Genomic DNA, 23,487 nt, shown 5'->3' with positions numbered 1-23,487 from the left:
GTCGTGACGACGAGCGACACGCAGCGGACCGAGACGACGCAGAGCCTGAAGGCCGAGATCGCCGAGGAACTGGGGCTGGACCCGGCCGACGTCGGCGACGACGCCGACCTGATCGGCCTCGGCCTGGATTCGATCCGCATGATGCGGCTGGCCGGTGGATGGCGCCGGCGGGGCTACGACATCGACTTCGCGCGGTTGTCGGCGGAGCCCGTCGTATCGGCGTGGCTGCGGCTGCTCGGTGCCGCCGGCGACGTCGCGCCGAGCGTGCCCGACGAGGCCCCGCCGGCACCGGTCGACGAGACGGTGCCCTTCCCGTTGGCCCCGATGCAGCACGCCTACTGGGCCGGCCGGACGGCCACCGCGGAGCTGGGCGGCGTCGGCGCCCACCTGTACGTCGAGTTCGACGGCGCCGGGCTGGATCCGGAACGGCTGACCGCGGCGGCCAGGTCGCTGGTGCAGGCGCATTCGATGCTGCGGGCCCGCTACCTGCCGGACGGGACGCAGCTGGTGGAACCGGCGGCGCGCCGCGACCCGGTGACCGTGGTCGACCTGCGGCAGGCGTCCGCCGAAGACGCCGAGCGGCGACTCGAGCAGCTGCGGGCCGAGAAGAGCCATCAGCTGCTCGACATCGCCGCCGGCGAGGTCTACGACCTCACGCTGTCGCTGCTCCCCGGCGGCCGGCACCGGCTGCACTTCGACATCGACATGATCGCCGCCGACGCGATGAGCTACCGCACGCTGCTGCGGGAACTGGTCGCCGCGTACGACGGCGCGCCGCTCAGCCCGCCCGGCGTGACCTATGCCCAGTACCTGAATCACTGTGCGGCACAACCTGATCCGCTGCTCTCGGCGGCCCGCGACTGGTGGACCCGCCGTCTCGACGACCTGCCCGGAGGACCGGTGCTGCCCGCCCCGGCCGTACCGCCGGCCGGCCCGGCGCGCGTACAGCGGATGAACCACTGGCTGCCGCCGGCGGCCAAGGATTCGCTGCTGGCCGCCGCCCGGGAACACGGCGTGACACCGGCCGCCGCACTCGCCGCGGTCTTCGCGGCGACCGTCGGCGCCTGGTCGGCGACCCCGCGGTTCCTGCTGAACGTGCCGCTGTTCCAGCGCCGCCGGGTGCACCCGGAGATCGATCGGGTGTCCGGCGACTTCTCGTCGTCGGTGCTGCTCGACATCGATGTCACCGCACCCGGGACGATCCTCGACTTCGCCCGCGAGGTGCAGCGCACCATGCATGTGGCGAGCGCGCACGGCGCCTACGGTGCGCTGAACGTGTTGCGCGACCTGGGCCGTCATCGCGGCGAGCAGGTCCTCGCTCCGGTGGTGTTCACCAGCGCGATGGGACTCGGCGAGCTCTTCGCCCCCGAGGTCGCCGAGCGCCTCGGCGATGCCGGCTGGATCGTCTCGCAGGGGCCGCAGGTGGTGCTCGACGCGCAGGTCACCGAGGTCGACGGCGGTCTGCTGACCAACTGGGACGTGCGGATCGACCAGTTCGCCGACGGCGTGGTCGAGGCGATGTTCGGCGCCTACCGGGCCGCGGTCGATCGGCTCGCCGATCCGGCCGGATGGACCGCGCCCGCGCTGCCCGAGCTGCCCGCGGAGCAGCGCGCCGTCCGCGATCGGGTCAACGCCGTGGCGGCGCCGTCGTCCGGGCGGCTGCTGCACCAGGAGTTCTTCGCGCTCGCCGCGCAGGATCCGGAGCGGCCCGCGCTGATCTGGGCCGACGGCGAGCTGAGCTATGCCCAGCTCGCCGAGCGGGCGCTGCGCATCGCCTCGGCGCTCCGGGCGGCCGGGGTGCGGCCCGGCGACGCGGTCGGCGTGCACCTGCGCAAGGGCTACCGGCAGGTGATCGCCACCCTCGGCGTGTTCGCCGCCGGAGCCACCTGGATCCCGGTCGCCTACGACCAGCCCCCGGCCCGCCGCGAGGCGATCTGCCGGGACGGCGGGATCGCGGTGCTGCTGACGGATCGCGACCTGCCCCCCGAGCCCGAGTCCGCGCTCCCTGAGCCCGGTGCCGCGCTCCCTGAGCCCCGTCGAAGGGTCCTCACGCTCGACGCCGCCCTGGCCCATCCGCCGGCCGCGGAGCCGGTGCTGGGCGACTCCGAGGACGTCGCCTACGTGCTCTTCACCTCCGGCTCCACCGGCACCCCCAAGGGCGTCGAGGTGCCGCACCGGGCGGCGATGAACACGATCGACGCGGTCAACGCGCACTTCGGGGTCGGCCGCGATGATCGCTCGCTGACGGTCGCGGCGCTGGAGTTCGACATCTCCGTCTACGACATCTTCGGTCTGTACAGCGCGGGCGGCGCGGTGGTCGCGGTCGGCGCCGACGACGCCAAGGACCCGGCGCGCTGGCGGCGGCTGCTCCTGGATCACCGGGCGACGGTGCTGACCTGCGTGCCGAGCGCCCTCGACATGCTGCTGACCGCCGCCGAACCCGACGATGGTCTCGGGACCCGGCTCAAGGCGGTGATCCTCGGCGGTGACTGGGTCGGCGTCGACCTGCCCGGGCGGCTGCGGGCGCAGGCCCCGCAGGCCCGGTTCGCCGGGCTGGGCGGCGCCACCGAGCTGGCGATCCACTTCAGCCTCTGCGAGGTCGACGGTGAGCCGCCCGCGCACTGGACGGCGGTGCCCTTCGGCACGCCGCTCGCCAATGTCCGGTGCCGCATCGTGAACGCGGCGGGCGAGGACTGCCCGGACTGGGTGGCCGGTGAACTCTGGGTCGGTGGCGCGGGCGTCGCGCACGGCTACCGCGGTGATCCGGAGCGAACCGCCACGCGATTCGTCACCCGGGAGGGTATCCGCTGGTACCGCACCGGTGACCTGGCCCGATACCACCCGGACGGCACCCTCGAATTCCTCGGTCGCGCCGACCACCAGGTCAAGATCCGCGGCTTCCGGGTGGAACTCGGCGAGGTCGAGGGTGCGCTGCGCGCCGTCGACGGCGTCCGGAACGCCGTCGCCGCGGTGCTGGGCACCGGCGGCGCCGAGCGCGGCACGCGGCTGCTCGCGGCCGCCGTCGACGCCGAACCCGGTGCGCGCCTCGACGCCGACGCGGTGCTTTCGGCGCTCGCCGACCGGCTGCCGTCGTACATGATCCCGGCGCGCCTGCTGGTGGCCGACGAGCTGCCGCTCACTCCGAACGGCAAGCTCGATCGCCGGGCCGTCACCGACCTTCTGAACCGCGCCGCGGGCGACTCCGCGGATACGGTGGCGCCGCGCACCGATCTGGAACGCGCGCTGACCGACCTGGTCGGCGGGGTGCTGGGGACGCCGTCCGGCGCACTCGGGGTGACCGACGACTTCTTCGCGGCCGGCCTCGACTCGGTCCTCGCCACCACGGTGATCGCCCGGATCCGGGAACTGCTCGACGCCCCGCAGGCGGGCATCGCGGACATGTTCGCCGCCCGTACCGTCGCCGATCTGGCGGCACGCCTGGACGCGGCCGATGCGCGGCCGGGCCGCCTCGAGGAGGTCGCCGGGGTGTACCTGGAGATCGCCGCCCTGGACGAGGACGAGCCCGGCGACGAATCCGGTGGCGACGAATCGGATGCCGGGGAGGTTCGCGCGTGAGCGTCCCGCCCGGGTGCGGAACCCTCCTGGTGCTGGGCGCCGGGCCGAAAGGTGTCGCGGTGGCGGCCAAGGCCCGGGTCCTCGCCGAGCTCGGGCTCCCCGCGCCCCGGGTGGTGCTCATCGACCAGCACACGATCGGCGCCAACTGGCTGCCCCTCGGCGGCTGGACCGACGGCAGGCATCGCCTGGGCACCAGCCCGGAGAAGGACATCGGCTTCCCCTACCGCGGAGGACCGGACCGGGCGAGCGCCGCCGAACTCAACCGGCGGATGCTCGACTACAGCTGGATGAGCTTCCTCGTCGAGCACGGGACCTACGCCGAATGGGTCGACCGCGGGCGGCCGCACCCGCACCACCACGTCTGGGCGCGATACCTGGAGTGGGCGGCGCGTCGTGCCGGGGCCGAATCGATCCGCGGCGAGGTGACGCAGATCGACACCGCCGGCGGGTCCTGGCGGCTGCGCTACACCGGCGGCGACGGCACCACCGCCGAGGTCACCGGCGACGGCCTGATGATCACCGGCCCGGGATCGAGCGCCGAAGCGATGCTGGACGATCCGCGGATGCTGTCGGTGGCCCGGTTCTGGGAACTCGCCGCGCAGCGCGCCATTCCGGCGTCGTCGCGTGCGGCGGTGATCGGCGGCGGCGAGACGGCCGGCTCGGTGCTCGACGAACTGGCCCGGCACGACATCATGACCGTCTCGGCGATCGCACCCGGTGCCACCATCTACACGCGCGGTGAGAGCTACTTCGAGAACGCGGTGTTCAGCGACCCGACCGGCTGGCCCTCGCTGAGCGCCGCCGAACGGCGCGACGTGATCCGCCGGACCGACCGCGGCGTCTTCTCCGTCCGCGTGCAGGAGAACCTGCTGGGCGACAACCGGATTCACCATGTGCGCGGACGCGTGACGCGCGCCCGTGCCGACGGTGACCGCATCGTCCTGGTCCTGGAGAACGACGGCCACGCCCCGGTCGAGCACTCCTTCGATCTGGTCGTCGACGCGACCGGTGGGCGCCCGCTGTGGTTCCTGGAGCTGTTCTCGGCGGCCGCCGCCGATCTGCTGGAACTGGCGCTGCGCGCGCGGCCGCGGACCGAGACCGTGGAGCACGCGATCGGGCACGACCTGGCCGTCATCGAGCTGGATCCGCCGCTCTACCTGCCGAATCTCGCGGGGTTCGCCCAGGGACCGGGTTTTCCCAATCTCAGCTGCCTGGGCGAGCTGTCGAACCGGGTCCTGCGCGGTGCGCGGCAACGGTCCGGAGCCGCAGACCCGGCATCCGTCACCGCAGGAAGTGGAGCACGATGAGCACGCCCGACGCCGCCGAGTACCGGATCGAGCGGGAGATCGTCGACGTCGGTCCCGAGGTGGTGGCGGCCGGACCGCCGCCGGTGCCGCCGCGGGCCGGCGACTTCACGCTGCGGCTCGCGGACCCCGACTCCGATGATCCGCAGCTGCTCGCCGAATGGTTCGCGCGCCCGCATCTGATGGCGACCTGGGACCAGGCGTGGCCGGCCGAGCGCCGCCGCGCGGATCTCGCCTACAAGCTCGCCGGGGACTATGTGCGGCCGGTGATCTTCTCCTACCGGGGCCGCGAGGCCGGCTACCTGGAGCTGTACCGGGTGGCCCGCGACGAGATCGCCCGGCTGTACGACGTCCACCCGCACGACCTCGGCTTCCACGTCGCCACCGCCGACACCGAGCTGCTCGGCCGCGGACTGGTGTCGCAGTTCCTGCTCGACGTCTCCCTCGGGATGCTCGCCGCCGACCCGGAATGCCGGCGCATCACCCTCGAACCGGCCGCCGAGAACGGCCCCATCCGCCGTGCGCTGACCAAACGCGGCTGGATCGACGTCGGCGAGTTCGACGTCCGCCCCGACCGCCGGATCGCCCTGCACATTCTCGACCGGCCCGGCGATCCCTGCCCCGCCGACCAGGAGGAACTCGCGTGAGCACGCCCACCACCACCCCCGACCCCGGCCCGGCGCCGCGCCGCGCCGCCCCCGCGCTGCGCGCCTTCCACCGCCCCGGCACCCCGGAGGCGCCGCTCCTGCTGGTCTTTCCGCACGCGGGCAGCGGCGCGTCGTCGTACCGCGGCCTGTCCGGGCGGGTGTCGTCGCGGTACGAGGTGGCGGTGATGCAGTACCCGGGCCGCCAGGACCGCGGCCGCGAACCGGCCGCGACGGACCTGACGGCGCTCGCGGCCGAGGCCTTCGCCGAGTATTCGGCGCGCTTCGCCGGCCGGCCCGTCGTGGTCTTCGGGCACAGCATGGGGGCGATCGTCGGCTTCGAGTTCACTCGCCTCGCCCGGGACGCCGGTGCCCCGGTGACCATGCTGGTGGCATCGGCCGCGACCGCACCGGGCAAGGTCGTCGACCTGCCTCGGCATCCGACCGACGACGACTCGCTGCTCGCGCACCTGGGTGTGCTGCAGGGTACCGGCGGCGCGGTCCTGGGCGATGCGGCGCTGATGCGGATGGCGCTGCCGGTGCTGCGCGCCGACTACGCGGCGTTCGACACCTACACCTGCCCGGAGACGGTGCGGGTGGACGTGCCGATCCGGGTGATCGGCGGCGCCGACGACCAGGTGATCGCTCCCTATCTGCTGCACGGCTGGTCCGCGCACGCCGACGACGTCACGGTGACCGTCGTCGACGGCGGGCACTTCCATCTCGACGAGCACCCGGAGACCCTCGCCCAGATCCTGCTGGGACTCACGCCGTGAACGATCCGATCGTCATCGCCGGCATGGCGGTGGAGGCGCCCAGCGGGATCGAGAGTCCCGAGGAGTTCCACCGGGCGCTCGCCGAGGGGGCCGATCTGATCGGGCCGATTCCGCGGGACCGCGGCTGGCCGATCGAGCAGTTGCTCTCGCTCGGGCGGCTGCCCGGCTGGGGCGAGGTGCCCGACGCGGGTGGCTTCCTGACCGGCGGCGCGCGGTTCGATCCGCAGTTCTTCGGGCTGAGCCCCCGCGAGGCGGCGGCGATGGACCCGCAGCAGCGCGTCGCGATGCGGGTCGCGTGGCGTGCGCTGGAGAACACCGGGATCGATCCGTCGTCACTGCGCGACACCGAGGTCGGCGTGTACTTCGGGGCGTCGATCACCGAGTACGGGCCGCGGGCGGCCGCGGTCAACGAGTTCAGCGGCCACCGCATCGCGGGTACCGCGCTCGGTGCCGTGGCCGGGCGCGTCTCGCACGCACTGGGCACGATCGGCCCGTCGATGACGGTCGACTCGGCCTGCGCGTCGTCGATCAACGCACTGCACCTCGCGGCCGGCGCCGTCCGCGGCGGCGAATGCGACTGGGCGATCGCCGGCGGCGTGTGCGTGATGGGCTCACCCGCGGCGTTCTTCGAGTTCTCCCGCAACAACGCGCTGGCCCCGGACGGCCGCTGCCACGCGTACGCCGCCTCGGCCGCCGGAACGATCTGGGGAGAGGGCGCGGGCGCGGTGATCGTCGAACGCGCTTCGCGCGCCCGGGAACTCGGGCACCGGGTCTACGGGATCGTGCGGGGCTCGCGGGTGAATCACAACGGCGCTGGCGGGCCGATCGTGGTGCCGAGCGCACAGGCTCAGCGGCGGCTGATCGAGGGCACCCTCGCCGCCGCCGGGGTGGATCCCGCCGACGTCGACTACATCGAAGGACACGGCACCGCGACCCTCGGCGACGCGCTGGAACTCGACGCCCTCGCCCAGACCTACGGTGCCGCGCATCGCCGCGGTGACCCCGCGCTGATCGGCTCGGTCAAGTCCAACGCCGGGCACGCGCAGGCCGCCGCCGGCATGCTCGGGCTGATCAAGGTGCTGCAATCCGCCGGCCACGGCGAACTGCCCGGCACCCGCTTCGCCGAGCACCCGGCCGACGACTTCGACTGGGCCGGTTCGGGACTGGCCCTCGCCGAGGGCACCCGGGAGTGGCCGGCCCGGGACGGACGACGATTCGCCGCCGTCTCCAGCTTCGGCGTGTCCGGCACCAACGCGCACGTCGTGCTGGAGCTACCGGAGGTCGTCGCCGAGGCGCCGGCGGACCGTCCGCGCCACCGGCTGCCCGACGGCCGGGTGCCGGTACTGCTGACCGGGGACGCCCCGGAACTGCTCGTGCAGTCCGCGCGCGAGACGGCCGAGTACCTGCGCGCCCATCCGGAGGCCGGCGCGGCCGACGTCGCCGATCTCCTGCTCACCACTCGCCGCCGGCTGCGGCACCGCGCCGTGGTGGCCGCCGACGGGCGCGAGAACCTGCTCGGGGCACTCGACGCGGTCGCCGAGGGAGTTCCGCATCCGGCGGTGGTCACCGGGACCGCCGCCCGGCGCAAGACGGCCTACGTCTATCCGGGACAGGGCAGCCAGCGTCCCGGCATGGGGGCGCTCGACTACCGCGAGTCGCCCGCGTATCGCGCCGCGGTGGACGAGTGCCACGAGGCCGCGCTGGCGCTCTTCGGGGCGTCGTCGCGCGACTACGTCCTCGGGGACATCACCCGCGACGACCCCGCCGCGTCCGACGTCCGGGTGGTCCAGCCCGCACTGTTCATGCACATGATCGGCCTGACCGCGATGTGGGACGCGGCCGGCGCCCGGCCGGACGCCGTCATCGGCCACAGCCAGGGCGAGATCGCCGCGGCGGTCCGCAGCGGCGCGATGACCCTCGACGAGGGACTGGTCATCGTCACCGAACGGGCCCGGCTGGTGTACGAGCTGGCCCCGCGCGGCTACACCATGGCCGTGCTCGGCGTCGACCAGGACGAATGCGAACGGATCCTCGCCCGCAACTCCGGCTGGGCGGAACTGTCGGTGGTCAACTCGGCGCACCTGCTGTGCATCTCCGGTGAGCGGCAGATGGTCCTCGGGATCATCGAGGCCCTGGAGGCGGAGGGGAAGTTCGCCCGGGAGATCCGTGTCGAGTACCCCGCGCACACCAGCGTGGTCAGCCGCTACCAGCCGGAATTCCTGGAGGTGCTGGCCCGGTATCCGATCGGCGAACGCTTCGCGCCCGGCGAACTGCCCTGCTACGGCGCCACGCTCGGTGAGCCGATCGACGCATCGATGTCGCTGGGCGACTACTGGTTCTGGAACCTGCGCAACCGGGTCCGCTTCGACGCGGCGATCGCCCGTGCGGCGGCCGACGGCGTGGAGGTCTTCATCGAGATGGCCGAGAATCCGACCCTCGCGCTCGCGATGGCGGAGACCCTCTCGGGGGTCGAGCGGCCCACGACGGTGCTCGCCACCCGCCGCCGCGACTGCGAAGACCTCGCCCTGTTCACGCGGAACGTGGCCACTCTCGCCGTCGCCGATCGGGACTTCGACTGGTCGGCGCTCGCCGCCGATCCGGCCCCGTCCGGGCCGGTGCTCGACGGTTTCCCGAACACGCCGATGCGCCGCACCCACCTGTGGGCCGACCGCGACGCGGGACTGTTCGACGCGGTGAACCGGCTCGGTGCTCCGGCGCCCGGCCGGGACGCGCGGGTGCTCCTGCGGCGCTGGGAACGGCTCACGCAGCGGACCCTGCTGCCGCCTCGCCGCATGGCGGTCCTCGACCCCACCGGCCGCTGCGCGTCGTGGGCCGAGGCGCTGTGCGCGTCGGCGGGGGAGCAGGGGGCGCGGGCGGAGCCGGTCGTGCCCGGCGAACCGCTGCCGGACGGCACCGACACGCTGGTGCTGCTGGTCCCCGAGCAGGACTCCGGGCCGGCCGCCGAGTCGATCGCGGACGTGCTCGCCGACGCCGCCTGGCATGGCGCCGGTGAGTTGCCGCGCGAGTTCGTCTGCGTCACCGTGCGGGCGGTGGCCGTCACCGACGACGAAGATCCCGATCCGGTCGGCGCCGCGGTCGCCGCGGCCCTGCGCTGCGGTGCGGCCGAATTCACCGGTACCCGGTTCCGGCAGGTCGACGTCGCCGATCCGCTCGACGGCCGGGCGCTGGTCTCGGCGCTGCACGTCGACGCCCCGGAGCTGGCGGTGCGCGACGGCGGACTGTTCGCGAAGGTTCTCGAGGAGATCGCGGACGACGCGCCGGACTGGACCCCCGAAGACCTCGCCCACGTGTTGATCACCGGCGGTACCGGTCGCCTCGGCGTCGAATTCTGCGAGCACCTGGCCGCCCGCGGCTCGGGCCGGATCACCCTGATCTCGCGGTCCGGCGGCGACGACGGCACCCGGGCCCGGATCGCCGGGATCACCCGCCGCCACCGGGTGCCGGTGGACGTGATCCGGATGGACCTGACCGAGCCCTTCGACTCCGCTCAGGAACCACCGGGCGAGATCGCCGCGCACCTCGACGCCCTCGATGTGCCGGTGACGCTGGTGGTGCACGCCGCGCTCGACTACGTCTCCGCCGACCTGGCCGCCGTCGGTCGCGAGGACGTGCGGCGCGCGCTCGACGCCAAGGCCGCCGGGCTGCGGCGCGTCCTCGGCGCGGTCGGCGACGGCCTGCGCGGTGTGCTGATGTGCTCGTCCCTGGCGGCGACACTCGGCGGACGCGGACAAGCGCTCTACGCGGCGGGCAACGCGCTGCTCGAGGCCGAGGCCGCCGCGCTTCGTCGTCGCGGCGTTCCGGCGACCGCGGTCGCCTGGGGGCTGTGGCGGACGGTCGGACCGCTCGACGACGACGCCGTGACGCGGGTGACGGCGACCGGCGTGATCCCGATGGCGCCGGACGTCGCCCTCGCCGCCGGGGCGCGGCCGCGCGGCGCCGACCCGATCGTGATGAGCGCCGACTGGCCTGCGCTGCGCGAGTTGCTCGCGCTGTCCGGACAGGACGGGTTGCTGGGCGAGGTCGGCGCGGCGGCGCCCGCACCCGAGGCGACCGCGGTCGTCGAGGCGGAGCCGGAGACCCCGGAAGAACCGCCGATCGCCGAACCGGTGGCCGTGCCGGACACGGCCGTCCCCCGGGATCTGGCCGGCGCGCTGTGCGCCGAGCTGGCGGCCGCGATGGGAATGGCCGCGTCCGACCTGGACCCGCAGTTGCCGCTGGTGGCGCTCGGGCTCGATTCGCTGCAGGCCCTCGACTTCCGCAAACGCGTGAAGGGCACGCTGGGCCACGACCTCCCGGTGGAGGCCATCCTCGGCGGCGCCACCTTGGACGAGGTGGTCGAACTGATGACGGCCGCCTGACCTCCGCCCGGTCGGGCGGCCCCTCGCCCGTCGAGCCGCGCGAGTCCCCGCAGCCCGTAGCCCGTTGAGCCGATCGAGCCTCCATAGCCCGTTGAGCCGATCGAGCCGCTAGGCGAGATCGAGTCGAAACGCGCCCCCTGATGGTGGGTCGTTTCGACTCGGCCGGGCCTTGGGGGCCCGTCCGGCTCAACGGGCTGTGGGCTGGTCGTTGAGCGGATCGGGCTGCGGCCCGCCCGTTGAGCCGATCGAGCGTCCGTGGCCCGGTGAGCGGATGGAGCCTCTGTAGCCCGTTGAGCCGTTCCGAGCCCCGCAGGGCGAGGAGCGTGTCGAAACGCACTGTGGTGGTGGTTCGTTTCGACTCGGCCGGGCCCTGGGGCCCGTCCGGCTCAACGGGCTGTGGGCTGGTCGGGCCGTGTGCCCGCCCTCTGAGCCGATCGAGCCTCCGTAGCCCGGTGAGTGGATGGAGCCGCTGTGGGCCGACCGAGTACCCGCGAGCGGTAGGTCTGACTTCGTCTAATAAGGTAAGCCTTTGTTAAAATCAGGGAATGGCGAATGACCTCTCCGCGCGCAAGAAAGAACTGCTCAAGCGGCGTCTGGAAGCGCGTGGCCTGCGAGCGGCGGAGACCCCCGGGCCGGCGCGGCAGCGCGCGGAGGGAGAGCGGACGCCGATGCCCGCCGGGCTCGCCCGGCTGTGGTTCATCGGGCACCGCGATCCGTCGGACACCACACTCAACGTCGGTGTCGCGTTCGCGCTGACCGGTGACGTCGACGCCGGCCGACTGCGCCGGGCGTTCGGCGCGGTGGCGGCAAGGCATCAGCCGCTGCGCGCCACCTACGACTCCGACGCCGACGGCGTCCCGGTGATGGTGCATCACGACGCGGTCGAGGTGCCGTGGACCGAACACGACCTGAGCCAGGACGGGCCGTTCGACGACGAGACCGTGCGTCGCCGGGTGCGGGTCCTCGCTCAGCGCGACCAGAACCGGCCGTTCGACCTGCGGCGCGAACCACCGCTGCGGGTCACGCTGATCCGCTGCGCGGACCGGCATGTGCTGCTGTTCACCGTCCACCACATCGCCTGGGACGACGAGTCCTGGCGGGTGCTGTTCGACGATCTCGCCGCCGCCTACACCGGCATCGAGCGCGAGCCGTCGCCGGTCGCCTTCGCCGATGCGGCGCACCCGGACGCCGAACGGATCGCCGCGGATCTGGACTACTGGCGCCGGGAGCTCTCGCCGGTGCCTGCTCCGCTCGACCTGCCGCCGCTGCCCGTGCGAGCCGCCGAAGCGGCCCCGGCGAACGGACACGTCGCCGTCGACCTTCCGCCGGAGGTCCTCGAGCGCGCCGCGGCGGTGGCCCGCACCGCGGGAACCACCCGATTCGCGGTGGTCGCCGCAGCCACCCTCGCCTTCCTGCAGCGGACCTTCGGCACCGCCGGCGAGGACCTGCTGCTCGCCGTCCCGGCCACCACGCGGCCGGACGGTGCGCACGAGCTGATCGGCTACTTCGGAAACTCGCTGCTGCTGCGCGGAACGGTGACCCCGGAGACCGTCTTCGCCGAGCTCGCCCGGGACACCGGACAGCGGCTCGCCGACGGCCTCGCCGCGTCGGAGGCACCGATCGACCAGGTGGTCGCGGCACTCGGCCGCGCCGGGGGCGACGGCCTGACCGGCCTGGTCGGCGCGAGCCTGTCGGCGCGCAGCGAGATGGCGCCGGTGCCGCTCGGCGACGCCGAACTGACCCACTTGCCCGAACTGGCCGCCACCAACAGTCAGCTGCCGGTGGAGTTCACCCTGGTCGACGGCGGCGTCCCCCGGCTGGAACTGGAGTACGACGTCCGGCGGTTCGGCGAGCCGGTAGCCCGCGGCCTGGTCGCCGCGCTCGCCGGATTCCTCGACGCGGCGGTCACCGCGCCGGATACCGTCGTCCGCGGTCTCCCGCTGCTCACCGGACCGGCGCGCGAGGCGGCACTCGCCGCCGCCCTCGGCCGGCCGGTGCGGCCCGGCGCGCACACTCTGGTCGACCTGCTGGCGGCGGCCGTCGCCGCGCGGCCCGCGCATCCCGCGCTGGTCGCCGACACCGAGACCCTGACGTACGCGGACCTGGACGAACGATCCAACCGGCTCGCCCGCTGGTTGCTGGCCCAGGGCGTGGGGCCGGGTGACATCGTCGCTCTCCGGCTGCCTGCCGGCACCGGCTTCGTGGTCGCCGTGCTCGCCGTCCTGAAGGCCGGTGGCGCCTACCTGCCCGTCGATCCGGACTATCCGGCCGACCGCATCGCGTTCGTCCTGACCGACGCGGCCCCGGCACTGGTGCTCGACGCCGAGAACGCCGCCGATCCGGCGGCCGGGTTCAGCGCCGCGCCGCTCACCGACGACGAGCGCGGCGGACCGATCGCGCCGGAATCGCTCGCGTACGTGATCTACACCTCCGGGTCCACCGGTACGCCCAAGGGCGTCGGCGTGGAGCATCGCGCCATCGCCGAACACCTGCGGGCGATGGACGCGCTGGGCGTCGTCGGCCCCGGCGACCGGATGATCCAGACCTCGTCGGTCAGCTTCGACGCGTCGATGTTCGAGATCTTCGCCACCCTGACCTCGGGGGCGACGCTGGTGCTGCCGCGCCCGAAGGCGCTCACCGACATCGCGTACATCGCGTCGATCCTGGTCCGCGAGCAGGTGACCGTGATGCACATGGTGCCGAGCCTGCTCTCCACCTTGCTGCTGATCCCCGAGGTGAAGCAGTGGACCACGCTGACCACCGTCCCGGTCGGCGGCGAGGCGCTCGCCGGTGACGTCGCCGACGCCTTCACCACCGCCTTCACCGCCGCGCTGAGCAACAACTACGGCCCCACCGAGGCGGTGGTCGCCGCCACGCACTTCCCGGTCGACGGCCCGCAGGGCGGGCGGACGGTGCCGATCGGCCGCCCCAACCCCGGCGTCGCCGCGTACCTGCTCGACGCCGCGCTGGCACCGGTTCCCGACGGCGTGGTCGGCGAGATCTACCTCGGCGGCGATCAGCTGGCCCGCGGCTATCTCGGGCGTCCCGGCCTGACCGCCGAACGCTTCGTCGCCGATCCGCATCGGCCCGGAGCACGCATGTACCGCACCGGCGACCTCGCCCGCCGCACGGCGAGCGGCGACCTGGAGTTCGCCGGGCGTGCCGACGGCCAGGTCAAGATCCGCGGCCACCGCATCGAGCTCGGCGAGATCGAAGCGGTGCTCGCCGGGGCCGCGGGCGTGGCGCGGGCGCTGGTCGTCGTCGACCGCGGCGGGCCCGACGATCGGTTGCTCGCCTACGTGGTGCCCGGCGATCCGGCGGCCGACCCGGAGGCGATCCTCGGTCACGCCCGGGCGTCGCTCCCTGCGCCCCTGGTCCCCGACGCGGTGGTGCTGATCGACGAGGTCCCGGTGACCGTGCACGGCAAGCTCGACCTCGCCGCGCTGCCGGTCCCGGACCTCGCCGCGACCGAGTTCCGGGCGCCCTCGACCCCCGCACAGGAGCGGGTCGCCGCGGTCTTCGCCACACTGTTCGACGCCGAACGCATCGGCGTGGACGACTCGTTCTTCGCCCTCGGTGGGCACTCGCTGCTCGCCGCGCGGCTGGTCACGGCGCTGAGCGCCGAGTTCGGGGTGCCGGTGGACGTGCGCCTGCCGTTCGACCATCCGACCGTCGACGGGCTGGCCGCGGCGCTGACCGACCTGGTCGCCGAGCGGCTGGGCGTCGATCTCGACGCGGCCGACGACTGGGCCGACGACTGGGCCGACGACGACTTCGGCGGGGTGTCCCTGGGCGAGGTGTCCCCGGTTGAGCCGACGGCGCCGCGCGCCGTGACCCGGCCGCCGCTGCGCGAGGTCGTCGCCGACGATCCCGCGCCGCTCGCCTTCTCCCAGCTCGCGATGTGGTTCGCGCATCGTTTCTCCGGGCCGTCGCCGGCGGGGCACATCCCGCTCGCATTCACCCTCGACGGCCCGGTCGACGACGCCGCGCTGGGTGCGGCCCTGCAGCGCGTGGTCGACCGCCACCCGGCGCTGCGGACGTCGTTCCACGAGCGCGCCGGACTGCCGGTGCAGCGGGTCGCCGACCGGGCCGAGCCGATGCTCGACGTGCGCCGCGTCGACGACATCGAGGCGGCACTGGCCGCGGCGGGCGCGCAGACCTTCGACCTGGAGGCCGCGCCGCTGGTGCGCGCCGCGCTGCTGCGCGGCGCCGACGAGGCGCAGGTGCTGTCGCTGGTGTTCCACCACCTCGTCGTCGACCATGCGAGCGTCGAGCTGATCGTCGACGATCTGGTCGCCGAGTACCGGGCCGCCGCGGCGGGCCGGCCGGCCCTGCCGCCGTACGACGGACCGAGCTACCGGGCGTACGCCACCTGGCAGCACCGGCTGTTCGGGGTGGCCGCCGATCCGGCGGCCGGTGGGCGATACGGGCAGGCGGAGCTGGATCACTGGCGGACACGGCTCGCCGGGATCCCGGACGAGATCCTGGTGGCCGCCGACCGGCCGCGCCCCGACGGGCTGTCGCGGCGCGCGGTGATCGCCGACACCGAACTGACGCCGGACGCGCGGGCGCGCATCCGGACCGTCGCCGATCGGGCCGGGGTGAGTGAATTCATGGCGGTCACCGCGGCGCTCGCCGCGACCCTGACAACGCTGGGTGGCGGCACCGACGTGGTGATCGGCACCCCGTCGGCCGGTCGCGACGACCCGGACACGCACCGCCTGGTCGGGCTGGTGGCCGACATGGTGCCGCTGCGCAACGACCTCTCCGGCGACCCCACCCTGCACGACGCCCTGCGCATCAGCCGGGATGCCGTGCTCGACGCCTTCGCACACCAGGACACGCCGATCGAACGGCTCGTCGAGGCGCTGAATCCGCGCCGTACCCGCGCTCGGAACCCGCTGTTCCAGACCATGATCCACTTCCGCGATCGCAGCGCCGACGTCGACGGACGCCCCCTGTCCGGCGACGGTTCGACGACGCTCACGCTGCGCCCGATGGTGATGGACACCTCGCTGCTCGACCTCAACGTGATGGCCACCGTCACCGCCGACGGCGGGCTGCACCTGCGGCTGGTGGCCGCCGCCGACCTGTACGACGAGGACACCGCGGCGGTCGTCGCCGACCGGCTCGCCGCCGTCCTCACCGCCGTCGGCGCCGCACCCGAGACCCGGCTCAGCGCACTCGGCCTGCCCGGACTTCCCGCGACGCTCGGCCCGGCCGACCACGGAGACGACCCGGCACGACTGGCCGCCCTCATCGCCGAACGGGCGCCGCGCCGAGTCCAGGCGCGCCCGGCCACGCTCGCCGCACTCCCGCACACCGGGTCGACGCACTGTCCGTCGGTCACCGTCTGGATCGTCGACGGTCCGGGCGCGCCGGACGGGCTGGCCGAGACGCTGCGGGCACTCGCGCCGTCGTCGCACGTCATCGACAACCACGGCGGTGCGACGGCGGCCGTCGCCGAGGCGATGCCCGCACTCGGCGGTGAGCCGAACACCCCGACGCAGCGAGCACTGGTCACCATCCTCGCCGAACTGGTCGACGTCGACGGCCTCGGCGTGGACGACAACTTCTTCGCGGTCGGCGGCGACAGCGTGATCTCCATCCAGTGGTGCGCGCGGGCCGCGGCCGCCGGGATCGCGCTCACCCCGCAGCAGGTGTTCGACTGCTACACCATCGCCGAACTCGCCGAGGCGGTCGACGCCGCGGCGGCCGCCGCTTCGGCCGATCCCGTCGCTGAAGTGGCCGACGAGCCCGCCGAATCCGCACCGATGAGCGCCTCGGGGCTGAGCGCGGATGCGCTCAGCGCCCTCGGCGCGGCCTGGGAGGCCCGCCGATGACCGCGCAGATCGAGGACGTGATGGCGCTCTCGCCGCTCCAGGCGGGCCTGTTCTCGCTGTCCGAGATGGCCGGCGACGGCCTGGACGTCTACAGCATGCAGTTCGTCGTCGAGATCTCCGGCCCGCTGCGGCCGGAGACACTGCGCGAGAGCCTCGCCGAACTGCTGCGGCGGCACCCGAACCTGCGGGTGAGCCTGTGGGACACCGACGTTCCGCAGCCGGTGCAGATCGTGCCGTCGCACGTCGAGCTGCCGTGGCGGACGATCGCCGTCGACCTCACCGACTTCGACGCACTCGCCCGCGCCGAACGCGCCCAGCGCTTCGACCTGCGGCGCGGCCCCGCGCTGCGGGTGGTGCTGGCCGACCTCGGCGGCGACCGGCGCCGCCTCCTGCTCACCGCCCACCACATCCTGATGGACGGGTGGGCCGTCGCGGTCTTCTTCTCCGAACTCCTCGCGATCTACAACGACGACGGCTCCGCGCGTTCGCTGCCGCCCGCGCGGCCCTACCGCGACTACATCGCCTGGCTCGCCCGGCAGGACTCGGGTGCCGCCCTCACCGCCTGGGCCGCCGAACTCGACGGGGCATCGCCGCTGCTCCTGGGGTCGCCCGGCACCCCGGTCACCGAACCGGTCCGCCGTCGCGGCGCGCTCGACGCCGGGGCCACCGGCGCGCTCACCGGCTGGGCCGCCGGACTCGGGCTGACCCCGGCGACGGTGGTGTCGTACGCGTGGGCGCTCGTCCTGGGCCGTCTCGCCGGTACCCACGACGTCGTCTACGGCACCACCATCTCCGGCCGCCCGCAGTCGCTGCCCGGCGCCGAGCAGATGGTCGGCCTGTTCATCAACACCGTGCCGACCCGGGTGGTCGTCGACGACGAGCGGACGATCGCGCAGGCATGCCGCGACCTGCAGCGGACCTCCGCATCGCTGCGCGATCTCGGGCACGTCGGACTCGCCGAGATCGCCCGCGCCGCCGGGGCCCCGGCGGGCGGCCTGTTCGACACCCTCTTCGTCTTCGAGAACGCACCCATCGGCAGCGCCACCGGCCCGGTCTCCGCGGCCGACGGCACCCGCTTCCTGCCGCTCGCCATGGAATCTCTCGCCCACTACCCGCTGACCGTGGCCGCGTATCTGCTCGACGGCGAGCTGGTCGTGATGACCGAGTCGATTCCGGACGCGCTCGGCGGGATCGACCCGGCCGCCGTCGTGGACCGGCTGCTCGCGGTGCTGCGCGCGCTGCCGACGTGCGGTGACGCGCGGCCGTCGCAGATCGACGTCCTGCTGCCGCGCGAGCGGGACCGCGCGCTGGCGCCGCCCCGCGGCCCGGCCCTGCCGGCGGGGGAGGAGACCGCGATCGGGCGGTTCGTGGCGCAGGTGCATAGCGCCCCGGACGCCGTCGCCCTGGTCGGCGAGGACGTGAGCTGGTCGTACCGGGAACTGCTGGGCCGTGCGCGGCGGCTCGCGGCCGATCTGCGGTCGGCGGGGGCGGTCGCCGAGAACGTCGTCGCGATCGGGCTGCCCCGGTCGGCCGACTCGATCGTCGCGATCCTCGGGACCATGCTGGCCGGTGGCACGTACGTGCCGGTCGATCCGGCGCTGCCCGGGGAACGGGTGCGACTTCTGCTGGAGCGTTCGGGGGCGTCGTACGTGGTGGCGCGACCCGATTCGTCGGTGGCCGCACAGGCCGGGGATCGCCGGGTGCTGGACGTCTCCGGGGAGGCCGCGGAAACGGCGGAGCTCCCGGAGATCGGCGTGCGCCGCGACTGTGCCGCCTACGTGATCTTCACATCCGGGTCCACGGGCGAGCCCAAGGGCGTCGTCGGCACGCAGGGCGCGCTGGCCAGCTACGCCCGCGACCACGCCGACCGGGTGCTCGCCCCGGCCCGGGCGAAGCTCGGCCGGCCGCTGCGGGTGGCGCACGCGTGGACGCTGTCGTTCGATGCGTCGTGGCAGCCGCTCGCCGCGCTGCTCGACGGCCACGAGGTCCACCTGTTCGGCGAGACCGAGATGCGCGACGCCGGGCTGCTGGTGCGGGCTCTCGCCGCGCGGCGGATCGACCTGATCGACACCACGCCGTCGATGTTCGGCCAGCTGTCGGCCGCCGGACTGGTGTCCGGTGACGCCGATGCGGCCGGCCTGACCGCCCTGGCTCTCGGCGGGGAGGCCATCGGCCCGCCGCTGTGGCGCCGGCTCGCGGCGCTGCGCAGCACCGACGTCTACAACTGCTACGGACCCACCGAGACCACGGTCGAGGCGCTGGTCGCGCGGGTCGCGGACTCGCCCGGTCCGACCGTCGGCGGCCCGACCGACCGGATGAGCGCCCGCGTTCTCGATCCCTACCTGCGCCCGGTGCCCGACGGCGTGCTCGGCGAGCTGTACCTCACCGGCGCACAGGTGACCCGCGGCTACGCCGGCGCCCCGGCGCTCACCGCGGCACGGTTCGTCGCCGATCCGCACGTGCCCGGCGCCCGCATGTACGCCACCGGCGACCTGGTGCGCTATCACGCCCGCGGCGACCTCGAATTCGTCGGCCGCCGCGACGACCAGGTGAAGATTCGCGGCTACCGGATCGAACTCGGCGAGGTCGAGACCGGGCTGCGCGGCCTGCCGGGCGTGCGGGAGGCCGCGGTGGTGGTCGCCGCCCGGCCGACCGGACCGGCGCTGGTCGGCTTCGTGACCGGTGACGGGCTGCGCGCGGACGGTCTGCGCACGCGTCTCGCCGACCACCTGCCCGCCCACCTGCTTCCGGCCCGGATCGTGCTGCTTCCGGTGCTGCCGACCAACGTCAACGGCAAGCTCGACGCCGGAGTGCTCGCCGAGTCGGCGGCCGCGGCGCTCGCACCCGCCGGCGACGGTGCCGATCTCACGCCGGAGCAGGCGAGCGTCGCCGATGCGGTCGAACGGGTGCTGGGTGTCCGGCCCGGCCCGGACGACGACTTCTTCGATCTCGGCATGGATTCCATCGTGGCGATGGCCCTGGTCACGGGTCTGCGTGACGGGGGACTACGGGTCGCCGCGCGCGACGTGCTCGCCAATCCGACCGTGCGCGACCTGGCCGAGGCGCTCGCCGTCGCCGAGCGGGCGGAGCGGCGGGCCGCCGCCCGCGAGTACGGTGTGGTGCCCCGGCTTCCGGTGGTGGCGTGGATGCACGAGGGCGGGTACTTCCGCCGCTTCACCCAGACCGTGCTGCTCACGCTGCCGGACGGCCTGGCCGACGACGACCTGTGGGCGGTGCTGCAGGCGGTGATCGACGCGCACGACATGCTCCGGGCCACGCTGGACGGCGAGGTACTGGCGACCCGGCCGCCGGGCGCCGTCGACGTCGCCGCGCTGGTCGCTGAGGGCGTGCTCACCGCGATGCCCGCCGGCGACGGCGCCGGTGTCTCGCGCGAAGCGATCACGCGGGCCGCGCACCGCGCCAACGATCACGTCGACCCAGCCGCCGGCCGCATGCTGTCCGCGGTCAGGCTCACCGCCGATGGCGGGCACGTGCTCCTGCTGGCGATCCACCACCTCGCCGTCGACGCGGTGAGCTGGCAGGTCTTGTTCACCGACCTGTTCGAGGCCGGCATCGCCGTCACCTCGGGTCAGCCGATCGAGCTGATGTCCGAGTACACCGACTACCGGTCGTTCGCGCAGCTCGTGGCGCGGCGCGCGACGTCCGGTGCGGTCGAGGCGCAGCGCGGGTACTGGCGGCGGCAGGTGACCGGGCCCGATCCGGTGATCGGGCATCGCCGGACCGCGATCGGGACGGACACCTGGGCCGACCTCCGTTCGCACGTCGTGCTGTCCGGGCACGACGAGACCGCGCGCGTGCTGGCGGCCGCCGGCCGCGAGCGAGGTGTCCGGGAGTTCCTGCTGGCCGCGCTGGCGACGACGCTGTCGGCGTGGCGGACCGAACGCGGCCAGGACGCGCGGGCCGGGGTGCTGGTCGCGCTGGAAGGACATGGCCGCGAGGACCGGGTGGTCGGCGACGACGTCGACACCGGCCGCACGCTCGGCTGGTTCACCACCGTGTTCCCGGTGCGGATCGGTCTCGGTCGTGCCGTCGGCCCGGCCGGGCTCTGTGACGACGCCGACGGCCGTCGGGAGCTGCTCGACGCCGTCGCCGCCGAGGTGGCCGCGGTGCCGAACCACGGCCTCGACTACGGTCTGCTCCGCTACGACCGCGCCGACGAGGTACTGACCGCCGCCGATGAGCCGCAGATCGAGCTCAACTATCTGGGCCGCTTCGACCTCGGGATTCCGGGTGGCGGAGCCGGCGCCGCGTGGGCGCCGATCACCGACCTCGACGTGAACGAGGCGTTGCCCACCGACCCCGAGCCCGACCTGCCGCTGCGCTACACGATCGACCTGGTGTGCGTGGTCCGCGCCACCGACGACGGCCCCCAGCTGGTCGCCAACTGGCGCTACGCGTCGGGCGCGATCAGCGAGGCCGCCGTGGCGCGGCTGGGACGGCTCTGGTCCGAGGCGGTGGCCGCCCTGGCCGCTTCCGCCGACCGTTGAGCCGGTGCCCAGTAGCCCGTTGAGCCGTGTCGAAACGCGCCTGTCGGTGGGTCTTTTCGACTCGCCCCTCGGCTAGCGCCTCGGGTCGGCTCAAAGGGCTGTAGAGCAGTCGCCCGTCGTGCCGGTGGCTGTGTGTAGCCCGTTGAGCCGGTGAGGAACGAAGTGACGAACCGTGTCGAAACGTACCCCGGATTGGTGGGCGTTTCGACTCGCCGCCTCGCCCTGGCGGGCTCGGTGGCGGTTCAACGGGCTGTTGGGGGGTCCGTTGTAGCTCGTTGAGTCGGTGAGGAGCGAGGTGACGAGTGGTGTTGAAACGCGCCTGTCGGTGGGGCTTTTCGACTCGTCCCTCGGCTGGCGCCTCGGGTCGGCTCAAAGGGCTGTAAGACAGCAGCCTGTCGGGCTGGTTGCTCCAGCAGCCCGTTGGGCTGGTGGCTGCGGGTAGCCCGTTGAGCCGGTGAGGAGCGAAGCGACGAACCGTGTCGAAACGACCCCCGACAAGCCGCCGTCAATCGGTCTGAGAACGGCGCTTCCCGCGCCTCGCCGACAGTCCCGGCAGCAGGTCGAAGCGCCCGTCGATCACGGCTTGGCGCTTGGCGCGGCTCCATCCGTGGAGTCGTCGTTCCATCGCCCACGCGTCCTGAATGTCCGGGAACTCTTGGCTGAACACGAGTTCCACCGGTAGTCGTTTCGACGTGTACACGGCTCCGCGGCCGCTCTGATGCTGCGCGATCCGCGGTCCCAGGTTCCGGGTGCTCCCGACGTACAGACTGTCGTCGGAACATCGGAGTATGTACAGATATGCCCCCATGAATCGAGTGTCGGCGGTCGATCGCCCGTACGCCACCCGGTTGTCCACAGGTGGAGGCGAACCCTGTGGACAACTATCGTCGAGGTGGTCTTTTCGACACGCCCCTCGGCTGGCGCCTCGGGTCGGCTCAAAGGGCTGTAAGACAGGCCGCACCGTGTCGAAACGACCCCCGGCCTACGACTCCCTCCGCGAGCCGACGACGAAGCTGCCCACGATGCACTCGGCGAGCTCGTCGCGACCGGTGGCGTCGGCGAAGGCGGCGGTGTCGCCGTAGCCCTGGGCGACGCCGCCAAGGCCCATCGCGGTCGCCGCGAGGTACAGCGTCTGGGTCAGGACGCCGACGTGTTTGAGGATCACCGCGTAGGGCATCGACTCATAGGTCCACATCAGGCGGCCGGTGCGGGCGGCGAGCGCGAGCAGCACCTGTGGCTGATTCTGGTCGGCGAGGGTGTACGCCGCGGGCGCGAGCAGCCGCTGGACGGCGTCGTCGTCGAACTCGGCGACCGGTTCCAGGGCGTGCGCGAACGAGTCGTAGTGGTACATGCCCGGCGCGATGCCGTCGACGCTGCGGATCACCGGGTACACCTCGAGCTCGTACAGCGACCCGCCGGACGGATACGGCCGTGACGGGAGCTCCTCGGGCACCGGCCGGTCGGGGCCGACGGTGCGGACCGACCGGGTGCGCGCGCAGCGGTACAGCAGTTCGCCGAGCTGCGCAGCGGTGAGCGGGTGGTCGTCGTCGAAGCTGCGGGTGGAGACACGGTCGTCGATCACCGCGGCCAGCGGCGGGTCGTTCCGGTAGCGGTCGTCCAGGTCTGGTGCGGGCAGCGGTAACGGGACGCCCGGGTACGGTTCCGGCCGCGCGGGGAGCGGTTCGAAGCGTCCGTCGGCCCATTTGGTGGGCCCGAAGTCGCCCCACGCGGTGCCGCGGTCTCCGACGGTGCTGCGGCGGTGAAACCACAGCTCGTGGGGCCGCCAGCCCGCCGTGGACAAGGCCGCGTCTTCCTCGGCCGGGTCGGCAACGGCGTGCCCGGTCCAGCGCAGATCGGTCCACAGGCGCGCGGTGAGGGCGTCGTCACCGGAGGCGAGACCCGTCACGATCGCGACGGCGCGCGGTCCGGTCAGCACCACGTCGCACCAGGCGCGCGGGTTCTCCGCGACCAGCCGGTCGCCGTCGCGGCGCAGCACGGTGAACTTCGACAGCGCGTAACTCCCCGGGGCGGTGGGCGCCGGGCGCGGTCCGGGGGCGGCGCGGAACGGCCGGATCGAGTACTCGCCGGGGACGTCGACGGTGAGCACGCCGCTGCTCAGCAGCCGGTCGAGGAGTTCGGCTACGTCGCCGGGCGGCTCGGTGTCGAAGCGGACCGGTCCGCGCCCGAGCGCCTTGAGCGCCGCGCCCTGCTTCCCGGTCAGTCCGGTGAGGCGTTCTCCCGACGGCAGGAGGGTGGCGGTTCCGGGTGAGCCGAGCACCGCGCTCGCGGGTGGCTGCCACGCGTAGACGACGCACTCCGCGTCGGTGAGGCTGGACGTCATACGACTAGATTAGTCGAGCCTTACCTAAGGTCCCGAGTGCGCGGGGTCTGGGTTGCGGCGGACGGCTCGGCGCACGACCTCGCCCGCCACTGAGCCGGTGGTCTCCGCGCGCCGGC

General features: G+C 73.7%; 9 protein-coding genes. 7 read left to right on the top strand and 2 right to left on the bottom strand.

Annotated elements, in window-relative coordinates:
• Window positions 1-3 precede the first annotated feature (3 nt).
• The 7 genes from ACSEEN_RS07685 to ACSEEN_RS07655 all read left to right on the top strand — a co-directional run bounded on the left by ACSEEN_RS07685 (window position 4) and on the right by ACSEEN_RS07655 (window position 21,030).
• On the top strand, window positions 4-3,576 hold the full coding sequence (locus tag ACSEEN_RS07685) for a non-ribosomal peptide synthetase (RefSeq protein WP_440712831.1): 3,573 nt from the start codon (window positions 4-6) through the stop codon (window positions 3,574-3,576).
• Window positions 3,573-4,883: a SidA/IucD/PvdA family monooxygenase gene (locus tag ACSEEN_RS07680; RefSeq protein ID WP_298440895.1), complete on the top strand. Its 1,311-nt coding sequence runs from the start codon at window positions 3,573-3,575 to the stop codon at window positions 4,881-4,883. Before ACSEEN_RS07685 ends, ACSEEN_RS07680 begins: the two co-directional genes overlap by 4 nt.
• A complete protein-coding gene (locus tag ACSEEN_RS07675; protein ID WP_298440894.1) occupies window positions 4,880-5,527 on the top strand; it encodes a GNAT family N-acetyltransferase in 648 nt (215 codons plus the stop codon). Before ACSEEN_RS07680 ends, ACSEEN_RS07675 begins: the two co-directional genes overlap by 4 nt.
• A complete protein-coding gene (locus ACSEEN_RS07670) occupies window positions 5,524-6,300 on the top strand; it encodes a thioesterase II family protein (RefSeq protein ID WP_440712830.1) in 777 nt (258 codons plus the stop codon). The genes ACSEEN_RS07675 and ACSEEN_RS07670 overlap by 4 nt, the downstream gene beginning before the upstream one ends.
• Window positions 6,297-10,679, top strand: coding sequence for a beta-ketoacyl synthase N-terminal-like domain-containing protein (locus tag ACSEEN_RS07665; protein ID WP_440712829.1), 4,383 nt, complete (start codon window positions 6,297-6,299; stop codon window positions 10,677-10,679). The genes ACSEEN_RS07670 and ACSEEN_RS07665 overlap by 4 nt, the downstream gene beginning before the upstream one ends.
• Before the next feature lie 545 nt (window positions 10,680-11,224).
• Window positions 11,225-16,522 carry a non-ribosomal peptide synthetase gene (locus ACSEEN_RS07660; protein WP_440712828.1) on the top strand — a complete coding sequence of 1,766 codons (5,298 nt, stop codon included), beginning with the start codon at window positions 11,225-11,227 and terminating at the stop codon, window positions 16,520-16,522.
• Window positions 16,519-21,030, top strand: coding sequence for a non-ribosomal peptide synthetase (locus ACSEEN_RS07655; protein WP_440712827.1), 4,512 nt, complete (start codon window positions 16,519-16,521; stop codon window positions 21,028-21,030). The genes ACSEEN_RS07660 and ACSEEN_RS07655 overlap by 4 nt, the downstream gene beginning before the upstream one ends.
• A 505-nt stretch (window positions 21,031-21,535) precedes the next feature.
• Here ACSEEN_RS07655 and ACSEEN_RS07650 read toward each other — a convergent pair.
• Together ACSEEN_RS07650 and ACSEEN_RS07645 are read right to left on the bottom strand one after the other, a co-directional pair.
• Complete coding sequence (locus ACSEEN_RS07650) at window positions 21,536-21,838, bottom strand: GIY-YIG nuclease family protein (RefSeq protein ID WP_440712826.1); 303 nt, start codon at window positions 21,836-21,838, stop codon at window positions 21,536-21,538.
• A 174-nt stretch (window positions 21,839-22,012) separates the two neighbouring features.
• Window positions 22,013-23,371, bottom strand: a complete 1,359-nt coding sequence (locus tag ACSEEN_RS07645; RefSeq protein ID WP_440712825.1) for a SagB family peptide dehydrogenase — start codon at window positions 23,369-23,371, stop codon at window positions 22,013-22,015.
• Window positions 23,372-23,487: the final 116 nt, after the last annotated feature.

It is taken from the genome of Gordonia marina, from assembly GCF_052036135.1.
Taxonomy (GTDB): domain Bacteria; phylum Actinomycetota; class Actinomycetes; order Mycobacteriales; family Mycobacteriaceae; genus Gordonia.
Note: the sequence above shows the minus strand (reverse complement) of the source record. Positions and strands in the feature narration are given on the sequence as shown.